Below are 13,530 nucleotides of genomic sequence, written 5' to 3' on the forward strand. Positions count from 1 at the left end.
GTACCAACTTCATGGAATGATCAGGAGCGTCAAGATGAATCGGGATATGCAGTGGTTGACGGGTTTAACGATGGTCACGGCCCTTACTTTGGCAGGATGCGGTGGTAATGGCAGTAGCAACAGCAACCGGCAGGTGATCCCGCCCAGCGCCCGTTCGGCGCCACTGCTGGTGATGCATAACGGCACTGACAACAAGGGCCAGATCGATCGATTGGCGCCGAATCTCAGTGTCGAGGCCACCTTTCAGTCCTCAGCCAATGAAGGGATCGTTCTGGATCTGCTGGGGAATCTTCACGCTGCCAGCGACATTACTGCGTCGCCGAGCCAGTTTCAGGTGGTACACCGCGCATCCTCCCGGCTGGATGGTGCCATGAGTAATCTGGCACTGGATCGGACGGTGGCGGCACCGGGGTCAGCGAATCTGAAAGGCATCGCCATAGCACACCGGGCGGGCTTGATCTTCGCGGCCAACGTGGGCGGTAACAGCATAGAGGTTTACGGCACGGCGGCAGGCGATGTGGCCACTCCCCTGGCAAGCACGGCCTTGCCCGGTAATGCCTGGGATCTGGTCTATAACGAGTCTCAGGATCGAGCCTTCCTGGCCATGACCAACGGTACCGTGTTGGTGATCGACAATTATGTGGCGGGTGACTTTTCGGCCATGAATGCCCGTACCATTACCCCCGGTGACGGCATGGCAGTGTCCAACCTGCATGGCATCGCCTATCGGGCAGACATCGATACGTTGGTGGTTTCTGATGTGGGCGATGCGGCGGTGGCCGATGACGGCAAGATTTACGTGATTTCCAGTGCCTCTACCGCGCAAGGCGTGGTGACACCCGATCGTACGCTGGCAGGCCCATCCACGCTCCTCGGCAACCCGGTGGATTTGATACTGGAAGGTAACCGGGCCTTCATTGCGGAAAAATCCAATGACGCGCTCCTGGTGTACAACAATATTTTCGCCGGCGAGTCCGGCGATGTGGCCCCCTCCCGGGTGGTGGACTCGGTTAAGCCGGAAGCGCTGGTTCGCGACGCTACGGTGCCGCTCGGAGCCGATGTATCGGATATTGATGACACCCGCATTGCCATTGAAGGGGTGCTGGTGACCAGCAACCCGCCCTTGATGGGCGAGCCGGATGTCGTGGTACTGGACACGGATCTTTCAGCCATCACACGCAGTTTCACCGTCGGTGGGTCTCTGGAAAGTGTGAGCGTGAATCAGCTGGGGGATGTTTACCTTACCGCTGATGATGCCGCCACACCCAGTACCGGTATGCTGGCTGTCATCAACCGCCTGGGAGTGGCCCGCGATGGAGGGATGTTCTCGCTCAGTCGTGATCGCATGGTGAGTGGTACCAACACCGGTCTGGTCAGCCCGAAAGGGTTTGATGTGGCCGATGAGCTGGGACTGGTGCTGGTCACTGATAATGGTGATCCGGCGGTGAAGGTGTTTGGTGCCCAGGCGGGTGGTAATGTGGCGCCGCTCTATACGACGCCGCTGAGTGTGGCGCCCTGGGATCTGGATTATGACCCGGACAGCGATACCCTTTATGTGGCGCTGGTGAATGGCACCGTGGCGGTATTTGATGACTACAGTGCGGATCGTGGAACCGGTGGCCCGGATCGCATCATTGTCCCCACTATCGGCGGGATGCCGGTGGCGACGCCCACCAACCTGCATGGCATTGTCTATGTGGCTGATCGTAGAGCGCTGATCGTTTCTGATGTGGGCAGCGGTGCCAATGGAACAGATGGCAAGCTGTACGTGATCGAACGGGCCGACCGTGCCGACGGTAACACGCCGGTGGCGATCAGTATCGATGACGGCGACAACAATGCGGTGGGCAATACCCAGCTGGGCAATCCGGTGGATATTGCCTGGGATGGCGCCAGCTTGTATGTGGCAGAGAAGTCGCAGAAGCAGGTGCTGCGTTTCGACAACCTGTTCGACAGCGCCGGCGGCGACGTGACACCGGATGCCAGCTTCGCCCAGAACAACCCCGAGTCTGTCGTATTGCTTCCGGACTACCTGGCCCCGATGCGGGATGATGACGGGCTGCTGCAAAGCAACCCTTAAGCCTTTTACGCTAAAGGAAAAGCGTAGCCCGGGTACTTAGCCCGGGTTACGCGGGTCGGTGCCGAGCAGGGAGTTGCTGTAGGCCTCGGCAATGGTCACGTCCACAAACTTGCCGATCAGATCGGTGTCATCGCAGCGGAAATTTACCACTCGGTTGTTTTCGGTACGCCCCTTGAGCTGGCCGGGGTCCTTCTTGGAAAAACCATCCACCAGAATACGCTGGGTGCTGCCCACCATTTTGCGGGAGATATCCTGGGCGTTCTGGTTGATGCGTTGCTGAAGAATAGCCAGTCGCTGCTTCTTTACCTCCATGGGCACATCATCCGGCAGGTCTGCCGCCGGGGTGCCAGGGCGGGCGCTGTAGATAAAGCTGAAGGACATGTCGAAGCCGATGTCATGGATCAGATCCATGGTGTCTTCAAAGTCCCGGTCGGTTTCCCCGGGGAAACCGATGATGAAGTCTGAGCTGAAGGAGATATCCGGGCGGATCCGTTTCAGCTTGCGCAGCTTGCTCTTGTATTCCAGCACCATGTGATTGCGCTTCATCATCGCCAGAATCCGGTCGGAACCGGATTGCACCGGCAGGTGCAGATGGCTGACCAGTTCTGGCACTTCCTCGTATACCTGAATCAAGGCATCGGAGAATTCCACCGGGTGGCTGGTGGTGTAGCGAATGCGGTCAATACCCTCAATATCCCGGATCAGCAGTATCAGGTCTGCCAGATCCAGTGTTTCTCCGCTGGCGCCTTTGCCGCGATAGGCATTCACATTCTGGCCGAGCAGGTTCACCTCACGCACGCCCATTTCTGCCAGATGTTCGATCTCGGCCAATACGGGCTGCACCGGACGGCTGACTTCCTCACCACGGGTATAGGGCACCACACAGAAGGTGCAGTACTTGGAGCAGCCTTCCATGATGGAGACGAAGGCGGTGGGGCCGTCAACACTGGGCTCCGGCAGGTTGTCGAACTTTTCGATCTCCGGGAAGGTCACATCAATGGCCAGCTCACGGGTGCTGGCGGCCTGGGTGATCAGCCCGGGCAGGCGGTGCAGGGTCTGGGGGCCGAACACCACATCCACATAGGGCGCACGTTCACGGATAGCTTCCCCTTCCTGGCTGGCCACACAGCCGCCCACGCCGATAATCATGTCGGGGTTGGCGTCCTTGAGCTTTTTCCATCGGCCAAGCTGGTGAAAGACCTTTTCCTGGGCCTTTTCACGGATGGAACAGGTGTTGAGCAGCAGTACATCCGCTTCGTCGGGATTGTCGGTTTGCTCAAGGCCGTGGCTGGATTCGAGCAGGTCCACCATGCGGGTGGAGTCGTACTCGTTCATCTGGCAGCCGTGGGTCTGGATAAAAAGCTTGCGTGCCAAGGGGCACCTCCATCAAGGGGCAGCGAGCCGGTTTGGCTTGCCTAACCGTTGAATAGCGTCAAAATGGGCGCGGATTATACCAACCGGAGCGATCATGCGAAAACTGCCGTACATCCTGCCATTCCTGCTGCTGATTATGCTGGCGGGATGCGACAAGCCAGAAAGTGACCTGCCCATCAATACCCGTCTGGGTGGTGAGTTTTCGCTAACGGACCAGGATGGCAAGCCCTTTACCCAGCAAGACCTGAAAGGGCAGGTGTCTATCCTGTTCTTCGGCTATACCCACTGCCCGGATATCTGTCCAGCGGTGCTGGCCCGGGTGGCGCAGGTCTATCGCACTCTGGACGAGGCGGGCCTCGCAGGCAAGGTCCAGCCGGTTTTCATTACCTTTGACCCCGAGCGCGATACTGCCCAGCACCTGAAAGAATACTTGCCCTGGTTCAAGGCCAATATGATCGGGCTGACTGGCACCCTTGCCGAGATCAGGGCGGTAGCCGAGCAGTACGGCGTCGTGTTTATCAAAGGGAATGAGGGCGAGAATTACCTCTTTACCCACAGTGACTATATTTACCTGCTGGATGATCAGGCGCGGGTGCGCAAGCTGTATCCGGCGGATTTCAATATTGATGAGGTGGCAGCTGATGCTGAAAGTCTTCTCTAAAGGCGCGGTGCTGGTCAGCGCGATGGCCTGGGCCGCCACAGCCCAGGCAGAGCTGGTACTCAGTGAGGCCTGGTTGCGGGCGGTGCCGCCCGTCTCTCCCACCATGGCCGGTTATGTGACTGTGACCAACACTGGCGAAGCGGCGGTGATGATAACCGGCGCACAGGGCGACTTTGCAGGCCACGTCATGCTGCATGACATGTCGGTGCAGCAGGATGGCACCCGTGCCATGCGCCATTTGCACGCAGTGGAGGTACCTGCAGGGGAGAGCGTTTCCTTTGCTCCTGGCGGTATGCACTTGATGCTAATGCATCTCTCCAGAGTCCCTGCTGAGGGTGAGCAGGCCCGCCTGTGTCTCGAGCTCAAGGAGGGTGCGCCTGTCTGCGCTGACTTTACGGTCAGCGGAACGTCCCCATTTGAAGCTTGAAGGGGCCGGTATGATCGGCATAATGTCGCCTGTTTGTCGTATTTCAATGTAATGAAAACGACGTAGGTCGATGGGGCGATTATGAAAAGAGCATTTTCTGCCGCGCTGACGCTTGGCCTGGTGACCGGACCAGTCTGGGCTGAAACGTCGGAAAGCGACGTTGAGCAGCGGCTAAAAGCGTATGAGCAGCGGCTCGACCAATTGGAACAGCAGCAATTGGAAGGTGCGCTGGAGGATGAAGAGCGGATTTCCATCAATGGGTTTTTGTCTGCCGGAATGAGCATCGCCGATGCGCCTACAGAGACCGGCGAAGCCTCCTATATCGATGGATCTGGCGATAAGTGGAGCCATGACTCCCTCACTCGCGCTGGTGTGCAGTTCAACGCCAAAATCAATGAGAAAGCGCAGGCGGTGGTCCAGCTGTTTGCGTCAGGTGAAGAAGATTTCGATGCTGAGATCCAGTGGGCATACCTTGACTACGCCCTGACGGACTCCGTCAGCGCCAAGGCGGGTCGAATCGTTGCGCCTTTCTACATGCATTCCCAGTACGTGGATGTCGGTTATGCCTACCCGTGGGTAACCCCGCCGGCCGAGGTGTACCTTCTGGCTCCGGTTAAAACCATGGAAGGTATGGAACTTGCTTGGTCCTTCGCCACCGGACCGGTTTACCACCGTGTGTCCGGCTTCTGGGGTTCCAGTACCGTTGATGCCGGTGCACGGGCAGGTAATGCCCAGTTCCAGGCGGATGACCTCAGCGGGATTAATCTGACTAGCCGCTGGAGCGACTGGACGTTCCGGGCAGCATACTCCGGGGCCTCTGTCAGCGTACCCCAGGATGACCTGGATGCATTGATTCCAGCGACGGCGCTTGGCTTGAGCCTGGACGATGTCTACACCTATTTTGCCGGTGCCGGACTGCAATATGACAATGGCAGCTGGTTTTTTGCCAGTGAAGTGGCGCAGCTGAGTTTTGGCAACTGGTACCCATCCAGTGAAAGTGGCTACGTGAGCCTGGGTAAATATCTGGGTAAATGGATGCCGCTCGTCACCTGGGCCGCGGTTTATCCCAAGGAACTGGATGATGAGTTGCCGCAGATGCTGAAGGATGGTCTGGCGGAAAGACAGAAGAGCTGGACTGCCGGGTTGCGTTACTCGCTCACCGAGTCGGTTTCCCTGAAAGGGGAGTACAGCTACTACTACGACTTTGCAGATGAAGACGTGAGCACTTCAGGCTTCTTCGTGACGGATGGGAGTCCTTTTAAAGAGGACAACCCGACGGTCGTTCGGCTGTCTGTCGATCTGGTTTTTTAAGGGGGAAGAAAGGTGAAAAAAGGATTGTTAGCCCGTTTTCTTCTTGTGGCTGGAATGCTTGTCAGCATTACCGCTATGGCCGATCCGGTTGTGGTAGTGGGTGCTGAGAGCAGTATCTCCAGTCTTTCCCAGAATCAGGTCCGCCAAATCTTCAATGGTCAGCTGCGTCGTGTATCCGGTGTGAGTGTGAAGCCACTGGATTTGCCCGGCAGCAATGGTACGCGCGAACTTTTTTATCAGCAGGCAATGGGTAAGTCAGCCGAGCAGATGAAAAGTTACTGGGCCCGGATGATCTTCACTGGCCGCGGCATGCCGCCACGGGAAGTCTCCAGCGAGCGCGAGATGGGTATGTTGCTTGGCAGTGACCCCGGATTTATTGGTTATCTGGATGAAGCTCGTGTGCCGTCAGGACTGAAGGTGGTATACCGTCCTTGAGTTTTCTGACACCAAAAGCCCGCTATATTTAGCGGGCTTTTTTTTGGACGTTCAGCGCTGAATTGAGGCAAGAGCCAGCCCGATGGCGCTCCATGGGAGTGTCTGTCTCCTTCTCTTACCTGAAGCCCCGCCTCTTTCTTACCCCGCGATGAGTGAATCACCTCTGTAAACCTCTCTGGCCTGCTCGTAGACTGCGGGCATGCGAAGAATTCTGCTATTCCTCACGCTGTTTTATGCCCATCCGGCGCTGGCTGACTGCCAGAACCTGGCGGCAGCCCGGGCCGTGTCTGCGCCTGCGGCAGATCAATGGACATTGGCAACCCTGAACCTGTGGCGGCTTAGGGATACCCACAAGGACTCCGGTCTGGATGATCCAATTTCGCAGGCCTTGCTTTCGAGGAGGCTGGACGCCCTTGCGAGTGCCGTGGTCGAGACGCTCAAAGCCCCGCATCTGCTCGCTGTGCAGGAGGTGGAAAACCGTGCGCTGCTGCAGTCCCTGGCGGACAGGTTGGCCGAACGGGGGTGGGACTACCGTGTGGTGCTGCTGGAGGGCAACGATCCGTCGGGGATGGACGTGGGGTTGCTGTATCGTGCACCGGTAGAGCTGGAAAATCCCCGCGCACTGTTCGCGGCCGAGCGATACCGGGGGCAGTTTCTTTACTCTCGCCCCCCGTTGAGGGTTTCCCTGCGTGAGCCAGTAAGTGCTGAACTGGTGGTGGTGCACCTGCGCAGTGCGCGGGACCTGAAATCTTCTCGCGTGTTTGATAAGCGACGACGCCAGGCGAGTCGGCTCGCAGGCTGGGTAGCAGAGCAGCAGCAGCCGGTGATTGTGGCCGGGGACTTCAACAGCACCTGGGATGCCGGCCGCTTTTCGGACAGTTATCAGCAGTTTGCGGCTTCAGGTCTGTTTAATGTCTGGCAAAAGCTGAGTGCCTCCGAGCGATATTCTTACCGACACCGCTGTCGCCCCCAGGCGCTGGATCATATCTGGCTATCTCCAGTATTGAAGCATCAGGTGGAAGCGGTAGATGTCAGCCGCGGGAATGCCGGGCGTTACCATCGTTTGTACGGGTCGAACGGGGTGTCCCCGGTGTCAGATCACGATGCGTTAGTGGTGTACTTCGGAGATTAGAAATCAGAGGCTGTGCGCAAACATAAGTGCCGCACGGCATTCGTTATTAGCTGAAACAAAAACGAGAAGATAAAACGGGATATCAGGCCTGTTTTGTCATCGCGTGATACTTGGTTGGCTTTGTTGTATCAGACTTCGTGCGTCAGGCTGAAAATTAAAAAGACGCCGCGGGGTTGCTTGCGTGTTTGCGAGGACCAGGGAGAGCCCCGCGGCGTTGAAACTGTGGGCAGCCGAAGCTGCCCGGTCGTACTTTTTAGATGGCGAAGCTGTAAGAAACAACAAACAGAGTGTCGTCATCTACGTCGTCGCTATCACCGACACAATTGCCATCAGCATCTAGAGCATCTGTCAGGTTGATCGCACAATCGTCAGCATCAACTACCTTGGAAACAGTAAAGCTTAGTTCGTCGGTCAGGGCGTAGCTCAGATCGACGTGGGTGTAGTTAGTATCATCAGCTTCGTTGTCCCAAGTTCCGACAGTGATGCCGTACTTGTCATAGCTGTAACCCAGGGTGAAGTAGTTGCTCTCGTTGTCAGGAGCTGGCTCGCCATCAACACGGCCATGGCCAATCTCGCCCACGCCGATGTAAGCAGTGGCGGTCAGACCTGCAAAACCAACGCTACCGATGACTTCTTCGAGATCGCTGTCGGTGTCATTTGGGTAGTTGTAGTCCCAGTAAGAAATGTCGAAGCTTACGCCGCCAACTTCTGCGCCGTAACCGGCATACAGATCATACTCAGTGGTGTCGGTTTCAGAGCTGCCCCAAACGCCTGCATACAAGCCGCTGGCATGGCTGTAATCCAGGCTACCGGCAACCTGTGCACCACCGGCGGAGATATCAAGACCACGCCAGAAGTACATGTTGGAGATGCCGAGGCTGCCGCTGATTTCAGCAGCGGCCATGGAAGGCAGTGTGACAGCAGCGGCAACAGCAGAGGCCAGTACGGCTTTCTTCAGACCAAATACGTTTTTCATGTGCAACCCTCTTAACAAGTCTAATTTGTTCAATGTGCGCTGGTGGCGCACCGCCTATCAGGCTCGCAATGAATAATGCAGAGAGTGTGCCAGTTTTAACTAGTTATTATTTATCAATGGCTTAATGCGATACTGTGTAAAGGGGTTGAAATTTTCCTTAGGGCTGATGAAGAATCGGTGCACCGCACTGGTGCCATGCACCGATGTGGTGCCTTGGTTATGGGCATTCCCAGTCGATGTGCACTGCATCAGCTGCCTTGCCAGTGCTGTCGCTAATCGAAAGACCGCACTGGTCTGCAGAATAATTAAAGCTTGCCTGATAATGCTCGCCAGCTATTGCATCAAACTGCAACGCGATTTTGCATCGGTCTCTTAGAGTGCTGTTGAGGCTTTTCTGATTATAGACAACACCAACACGGGCCTGCTCAGATGGTGAAATTGTGGTCGTAACAGTTGGGTTTTTTTTCAGCGTTTGCATTAAATCGTTCATGGAATCGCCCCCCATTGGTGTTCTCGCAAGCGAGTATTCGGTGGATCGGAAGCCTTTGCCGGGGACGCAGATAACCGGTTGTGCGGGGGTGCCATTGGTGGTGAAAGTGATTTTAGCGGTATCTTCACCATGGGGAGGTTGATAGCTCAGGTGCTGGCAGCCAGCCAGTGTGATGGCAAAGGAGGCGATGGCAAGGTATTTCATCGGGTGGGTATCCCTTTATGTTGATCGTGATAGAAATGCCGTAATCAGGTCCTGTGGCCTACCGGATTATGGTTATGATTACAGCAATGCAAGAGAAGCGCCAAATCGGTGCAATTAATCCAGGGGCGGGAACCAGTATTGTACCGCTTCCTGGGTCAGAGCGTTTCGCTGATGGGGGGCGGGTAGCCAGTTGCCGGCATTGGCGGTCATGCCGGTCAGGAATTCGAAGAGGGGCAGATGCTGGCGCAGCACCCGGTGATGCCGATGGGAGATCACGGGATTGAAGTAGCCGAAAAAGTCGAGCATCTGTCTCGGATTCTTGCGCACCCACAGCCAGGAGCCCATCTCCAGAGTGAAGGGCAGGAAGGTGTGGTTGGGAGCGTGTTCCTGGGCATCGTCGTACAGGTAATCCCAGAGGTCACCGTGAGTGGTGTAATTTACCGACTGGGGCTCGATCAGGTAGGGGTGGTGATGGGGGTAGGTGTTCTCGAATATCTGTTTAAGCCGAAACACCTCGCCGATGTGAGGAATGGGCCGATGGCTGCGCGCATAGCAGCACCAGATGCGGTCGCGTCGGCCGAAGCCGCTATGGCAATCCACGCTCATGGAGAATGGTGCGGGGAAAAGCTTTTCCTGCACCACCCGGATCATGGCTTGAGCCTCAAGCTCCATGGGCTCCCCGCGCTTACCTCGATACCACGGCAGATGCCGGCTGATGCGATGACCTCCGACCAGAAACGGGACCTTGCCCATGGCATCAACAGGGGCGTTGCGCATCAGGTCTACCCCATTGGGATTACTACGGGTGCGTCGCCAGATGCCACCCGGGTTGATCATGGGCATGAACACCAGCCGTACCTGCTCCAGCCGGCGGTGTAGCTGGTCATCCCACTGCAGGCGGTGGATCAGGCTATGTAGCCAGGACATCAGCACCTGGCTGCCAATTCGCTCCACACCATGCACGCCCCCGAAGAAGCCAATCACCGGGACCCTGGGGGAGGTGGAGCCCATCTCGATTACTTTCACCGGTAGCGTCAGTTCGCCCATGGGGACGTCATGGACGGTGCTCACCCGCAGATGCCGTTCGCCCTCACGGATCAATGCCTCCAGTTCCAGCATTTCCGGAAGATGGCGTTGCAGCAGATAAAGGCGGTCTTCCATAGGCGGGGCAGGGCAGGAGCAGAATGTGTCGCAGAGGTTACTGCAGGGAGGTAACAGAAATGTGACGGCAGGCAGCCTGCAAACGCTCTCCCGCAAATCTACGGAGCGGCTGTAGGAGCGAGCCTGCTCGCGATCCGAGCCCGAGCGAGGAATGAGTTTCGAGTTTCGAGTTACGAGAAGCGAGTTTCGAAAGACAAAACCTCAAACCTCGTTCTCGGCAGTCACCTTTTGATTTTCGCAACTCGTGACTCGAAACTCGCTTCTTGAATCCTGGGCTCTGGAATCTTTACCTCGCTTAGGCTCGGATCGCGAGCAGGCTCGCTCCTACAGCGCGCTTTTGTTCACCAAACCGTGACGTTGCTGTCAGCGATCTGTCATTCCACAGGCCTAACGTTGCCACATCAGAATTGATCAGAAACCCGGGAACGTCTGCGATGACACTGCCTCTGGATTCTGCTTTTGCCTTGCGCACGGGAGACATACTGCTGTTTTCCGGACGTGGTTTGACCAGTGAAGTGATTCGGGTCTTTACCCGTAGCCCCTGGAGCCACATCGGCATGGTGGTGTTTTTGCCTGATAGCCCTGAGCCGCTGGTACTGGAATCGACCACGCTGGGAGAGTCCGATGATGTGCGGCTTGGCAAGCCAGTGGCCGGCGTGTCGTTGGTATCGCTGGACACTAAACTGAAAGACTATCCCGGCTCAGTAGCGGTGCGGCGGCGCCATGGTCCTGACTTGAGCGAGAATCAGGACCGGCTGCTGCAGCGCTTGCTGCGACGACTCATGCATCGTCCCTACAAGAATTACCTGTTCTGCAATGCTATTGATGTCCTGACCGCCTTCAGGCGCAAGCCAGATCAGCGAGGCTGGTTCTGCTCAGAACTGGTGGCCGAATTGTACCGGCGGCTTGGCTGGCTGCCCCGGGATATCCGGGCAAGCACCCTGGTGCCGGGGCACTTTGGCTCCCGGCATATGCGGTTGTTGAATGGCAAGCTGGGTCGGGCCCAGTGGTTAAAGCAGGAGTCGGGCTGCGAAGATCTCAGAGCCAGCGCCGGGTTTTGCGGCAGTAGTCATGCCATTCGGACCCAAACTTCTCCGCATGAAAGGCCTCTTCCGCTGCAATGACATGGGTGTGAATGACCCATACCACAGGCAAAAGCATCAGTAACATGCCGACGCTGTGCTGGCTCAGCGCCATGGCCGCTGCCAGGCAGGTGAAGCCAAGGTAAATGGGGTTGCGGCTGAGGGTGAAAACGCCGGTAGTGAGCAGGCTGCTGGCGGCCCGGTGGGGCATCACCGTGGTCCTGGCCATGCGCAGTTGAATTACTGCTGACAGCACCAGTAATGCGCCAATGATGGCCAATGCCAACATCAGCCAGAAATCACCGGGGAACTGGACAGCGGGAAAATGAATGGCGCGATCCAGGCCATAGCCCATCAGCAGGCCGCCGAGATACAGGGCGGGGGGCGGCATCATGACTTGAGGATGTTCGAGTGACATGGGCAAGGGCGTGGTTACCTGATGGCCCTCCAGTGTAGCGGAGAGTCGCTGGCAACTGAATCGACAGACGTGTTCAGAAAAAACTTTTCGGAGGTTCCTATTGATCGACTTAAAAAAACTGGGGTATGGTAATTCCATTCCCGCCACAGCGGGAGTGATCGCGATCAAAAGCTGTAACAGCTGAATGCTACTGAACCGCCAAAAGGTTTAAAACCAACGGCGGCAGGGGCAGGCGTCACTCTCGCACTCCAGATCTGACGTCCAGCCAAAGCCGCCACACCATTGCAAACCGTACAGGGGATACGCATGGAAGAGCGCGCGGCCAGACTCCACACCCTTTCCATCAGCCACCACGCGAGCGCCAGCCAGAACGACGGCACCATCGAGCAAGAACAGAAAAAAACCTACGTCATCGATACCAACGTCCTGATTCACGACCCCAACTCCCTGATGAACTTTGAAGAACACCGGGTGGTGATTCCCATGACGGTGCTGGAAGAGCTGGACAAACTGAAAAGCGGCAAATCGCATACGGCAGCAGATTGCCGGGCGGCTATTCGGCTGATAGACAAGGTGCTGGGCCATGCTACCCCTGAGCAAGTCGAAGCGGGTATCCCGATTCCTCGAGGGCCGGATAATTCCACCCAGGGTACCCTTACTGTGTTGATGTCATCGTTGGAAGACGTGAAGGCGCCATTGCCGGATCACCTTAACGACAACCGCATCATCAACGATGTGGTGCGTATGAAAGCGCAAGCGCCTGACCAGCGCTTCATCCTGGTCACCAAAGACATCAACATGCGGCTCAAGGCCCGGGCCTGCGGTATTGAGTCTGAGGATTATCATAACGATCAGCTGGTGACAGATATCAAGCAGTTGACCCGTGGTTATTTTGAGGTGCCGGGTTCCTTCTGGGATCAGGTGACCCAGGTGGAAACCGAGCAGGACGGTGCCGACACCTTGCATTACCTGTCGCACGGTTTGCTGGTCAGCGAAATTCTCGGAGAAGAAGTTTATCCCAATCAGTACATCATTGATGAGATGGGCTTTGTGGGGCGGGTCATGCATATCGAGAATGGTGTGGTGACGCTGAAGCATTACAAGGCCGAGAGTATGCTGGAGCAGGAAGCGTGGGGTCTCAAGCCCATGAATATTCAGCAGGCCATTGCCTTGCAGCTGTTGCTGGATCCGGATGTGCATCTGGTCAACCTCACTGGGGCTGCCGGTTCCGGGAAAACGATTCTCGCATTGGCTGCTGCTATCGAAATGACAGTGGAGCAGAAGCGCTTCAATAAAATTATTGCCACTCGATCCACGCCGCCACTGGCGGAAGATCATGGCTTCCTGCCAGGTACGGAAGAGGAAAAAATGGACCCCTGGCTGGGTGCCATTAACGATAATATCGAGGCGTTGCACCTGAACGACGAAAATCCAACCGGCAGCATTCAGTACGTGAAAGAGCGGGCCAATATCCAGTTCAAGGCCATGAATTACATCCGTGGCCGCAGCTTCCAGAAGTCACTTATCCTGATTGATGAAAGCCAGAACCTGACTCCCCATCAGATGAAGGCCATCATCACCCGGGCCGGTGAAGGCTCCAAGGTGGTCTGCCTGGGTAACCTGGCACAGATCGATACCCCGTATCTGTCGCCCACCAGCTCCGGGCTGACCTACATGACCGAACGCTTCAAGCGTTTTGCCCATGGAGGATCGGTGCAACTGAACGGTGTGCCGCGGTCGTTGCTGGCGGAGTATGCGGAGTCGTTCCTCTGAATGAAT

At 56.7% G+C, this 13,530-nt stretch carries 13 protein-coding genes; 8 read left to right on the plus strand and 5 right to left on the minus strand.

All coding sequences use genetic code 11. The features are described from left to right. The first annotated feature begins 34 nt into the window (after positions 1–34). Complete coding sequence (locus GFN93_RS07805; protein WP_235901731.1) at positions 35–2,080, plus strand: NHL repeat-containing protein; 2,046 nt, start codon at positions 35–37, stop codon at positions 2,078–2,080. A gap of 36 nt (positions 2,081–2,116) precedes the next feature. Here the strand turns inward: GFN93_RS07805 and miaB are convergent, their stop codons facing one another. Further along, positions 2,117–3,454 carry a tRNA (N6-isopentenyl adenosine(37)-C2)-methylthiotransferase MiaB gene (miaB, locus tag GFN93_RS07810; protein WP_153500323.1) on the minus strand — a complete coding sequence of 446 codons (1,338 nt, stop codon included), beginning with the start codon at positions 3,452–3,454 and terminating at the stop codon, positions 2,117–2,119. 94 nt (positions 3,455–3,548) lie between these two features. Here miaB and GFN93_RS07815 point away from each other — a divergent pair, with 94 nt between their 5' ends. The 5 genes from GFN93_RS07815 (at position 3,549) to GFN93_RS07835 (ending at position 7,420) form a co-directional block, all read left to right on the plus strand. Then, positions 3,549–4,115: an SCO family protein gene (locus GFN93_RS07815; protein ID WP_194285766.1), complete on the plus strand. Its 567-nt coding sequence runs from the start codon at positions 3,549–3,551 to the stop codon at positions 4,113–4,115. Continuing rightward, positions 4,096–4,542: a copper chaperone PCu(A)C gene (locus tag GFN93_RS07820; protein WP_194285767.1), complete on the plus strand. Its 447-nt coding sequence runs from the start codon at positions 4,096–4,098 to the stop codon at positions 4,540–4,542. Before GFN93_RS07815 ends, GFN93_RS07820 begins: the two co-directional genes overlap by 20 nt. Positions 4,543–4,623: 81 nt before the next feature. After that, the gene (locus GFN93_RS07825) at positions 4,624–5,853 is read left to right on the plus strand and encodes a carbohydrate porin (protein ID WP_153500326.1); all 1,230 of its coding nucleotides are present in this window, start codon (positions 4,624–4,626) and stop codon (positions 5,851–5,853) included. Positions 5,854–5,865: 12 nt separating this feature from the next. Continuing rightward, complete coding sequence (locus GFN93_RS07830) at positions 5,866–6,288, plus strand: type 2 periplasmic-binding domain-containing protein (RefSeq protein ID WP_328594397.1); 423 nt, start codon at positions 5,866–5,868, stop codon at positions 6,286–6,288. Positions 6,289–6,487: 199 nt separating this feature from the next. Continuing rightward, positions 6,488–7,420, plus strand: a complete 933-nt coding sequence (locus tag GFN93_RS07835; protein ID WP_153500328.1) for an endonuclease/exonuclease/phosphatase family protein — start codon at positions 6,488–6,490, stop codon at positions 7,418–7,420. 253 nt (positions 7,421–7,673) lie between these two features. On the opposite strand, the gene GFN93_RS07840 is transcribed toward GFN93_RS07835, so the two are convergent. The 3 genes from GFN93_RS07840 to GFN93_RS07850 all read right to left on the minus strand — a co-directional run bounded on the left by GFN93_RS07840 (position 7,674) and on the right by GFN93_RS07850 (position 10,251). Further along, positions 7,674–8,396, minus strand: coding sequence for a TorF family putative porin (locus tag GFN93_RS07840; protein WP_153500330.1), 723 nt, complete (start codon positions 8,394–8,396; stop codon positions 7,674–7,676). A gap of 217 nt (positions 8,397–8,613) precedes the next feature. Next, complete coding sequence (locus GFN93_RS07845; RefSeq protein ID WP_153500332.1) at positions 8,614–9,090, minus strand: hypothetical protein; 477 nt, start codon at positions 9,088–9,090, stop codon at positions 8,614–8,616. 114 nt (positions 9,091–9,204) lie between these two features. Beyond that, positions 9,205–10,251 (minus strand): M14 family zinc carboxypeptidase, encoded by a 1,047-nt coding sequence (locus tag GFN93_RS07850; RefSeq protein WP_153500334.1) that lies wholly within the window; start codon positions 10,249–10,251, stop codon positions 9,205–9,207. Positions 10,252–10,685: 434 nt separating this feature from the next. Here GFN93_RS07850 and GFN93_RS07855 point away from each other — a divergent pair, with 434 nt between their 5' ends. Next, entirely contained in the window at positions 10,686–11,375 is a 690-nt protein-coding gene (locus tag GFN93_RS07855) for a C40 family peptidase (protein WP_153500336.1), read from the plus strand. Here GFN93_RS07855 and GFN93_RS07860 read toward each other — a convergent pair. Next, positions 11,290–11,751: a methyltransferase family protein gene (locus tag GFN93_RS07860; RefSeq protein WP_235901733.1), complete on the minus strand. Its 462-nt coding sequence runs from the start codon at positions 11,749–11,751 to the stop codon at positions 11,290–11,292. The two genes, GFN93_RS07855 and GFN93_RS07860, sit on opposite strands and share 86 nt — an antisense overlap. 306 nt (positions 11,752–12,057) lie before the next feature. Between GFN93_RS07860 and GFN93_RS07865 the strand changes: the two genes are divergently transcribed. After that, positions 12,058–13,524, plus strand: a complete 1,467-nt coding sequence (locus tag GFN93_RS07865) for a PhoH family protein (protein WP_153500337.1) — start codon at positions 12,058–12,060, stop codon at positions 13,522–13,524. Positions 13,525–13,530: the final 6 nt, after the last annotated feature.

Source organism: Alcanivorax sediminis, from assembly GCF_009601165.1.
In the GTDB taxonomy this organism is placed as follows: Bacteria; Pseudomonadota; Gammaproteobacteria; order Pseudomonadales; family Alcanivoracaceae; genus Alcanivorax; species Alcanivorax sediminis.

Coding starts and splice junctions, on each gene's coding strand:
- GFN93_RS07805 (WP_235901731.1), top strand. CDS start 35: ATGAATCGGGATATGCAGTGGTTGACGGGTTTAACGATGGTCACGGCC.
- GFN93_RS07815 (WP_194285766.1), top strand. CDS start 3,549: ATGCGAAAACTGCCGTACATCCTGCCATTCCTGCTGCTGATTATGCTG.
- GFN93_RS07820 (WP_194285767.1), top strand. CDS start 4,096: ATGCTGAAAGTCTTCTCTAAAGGCGCGGTGCTGGTCAGCGCGATGGCC.
- GFN93_RS07825 (WP_153500326.1), top strand. CDS start 4,624: ATGAAAAGAGCATTTTCTGCCGCGCTGACGCTTGGCCTGGTGACCGGA.
- GFN93_RS07835 (WP_153500328.1), top strand. CDS start 6,488: ATGCGAAGAATTCTGCTATTCCTCACGCTGTTTTATGCCCATCCGGCG.
- GFN93_RS07840 (WP_153500330.1), bottom strand. CDS start 8,396: ATGAAAAACGTATTTGGTCTGAAGAAAGCCGTACTGGCCTCTGCTGTT.
- GFN93_RS07845 (WP_153500332.1), bottom strand. CDS start 9,090: ATGAAATACCTTGCCATCGCCTCCTTTGCCATCACACTGGCTGGCTGC.
- GFN93_RS07850 (WP_153500334.1), bottom strand. CDS start 10,251: ATGGAAGACCGCCTTTATCTGCTGCAACGCCATCTTCCGGAAATGCTG.
- GFN93_RS07855 (WP_153500336.1), top strand. CDS start 10,686: ATGACACTGCCTCTGGATTCTGCTTTTGCCTTGCGCACGGGAGACATA.
- GFN93_RS07860 (WP_235901733.1), bottom strand. CDS start 11,751: ATGTCACTCGAACATCCTCAAGTCATGATGCCGCCCCCCGCCCTGTAT.
- GFN93_RS07865 (WP_153500337.1), top strand. CDS start 12,058: ATGGAAGAGCGCGCGGCCAGACTCCACACCCTTTCCATCAGCCACCAC.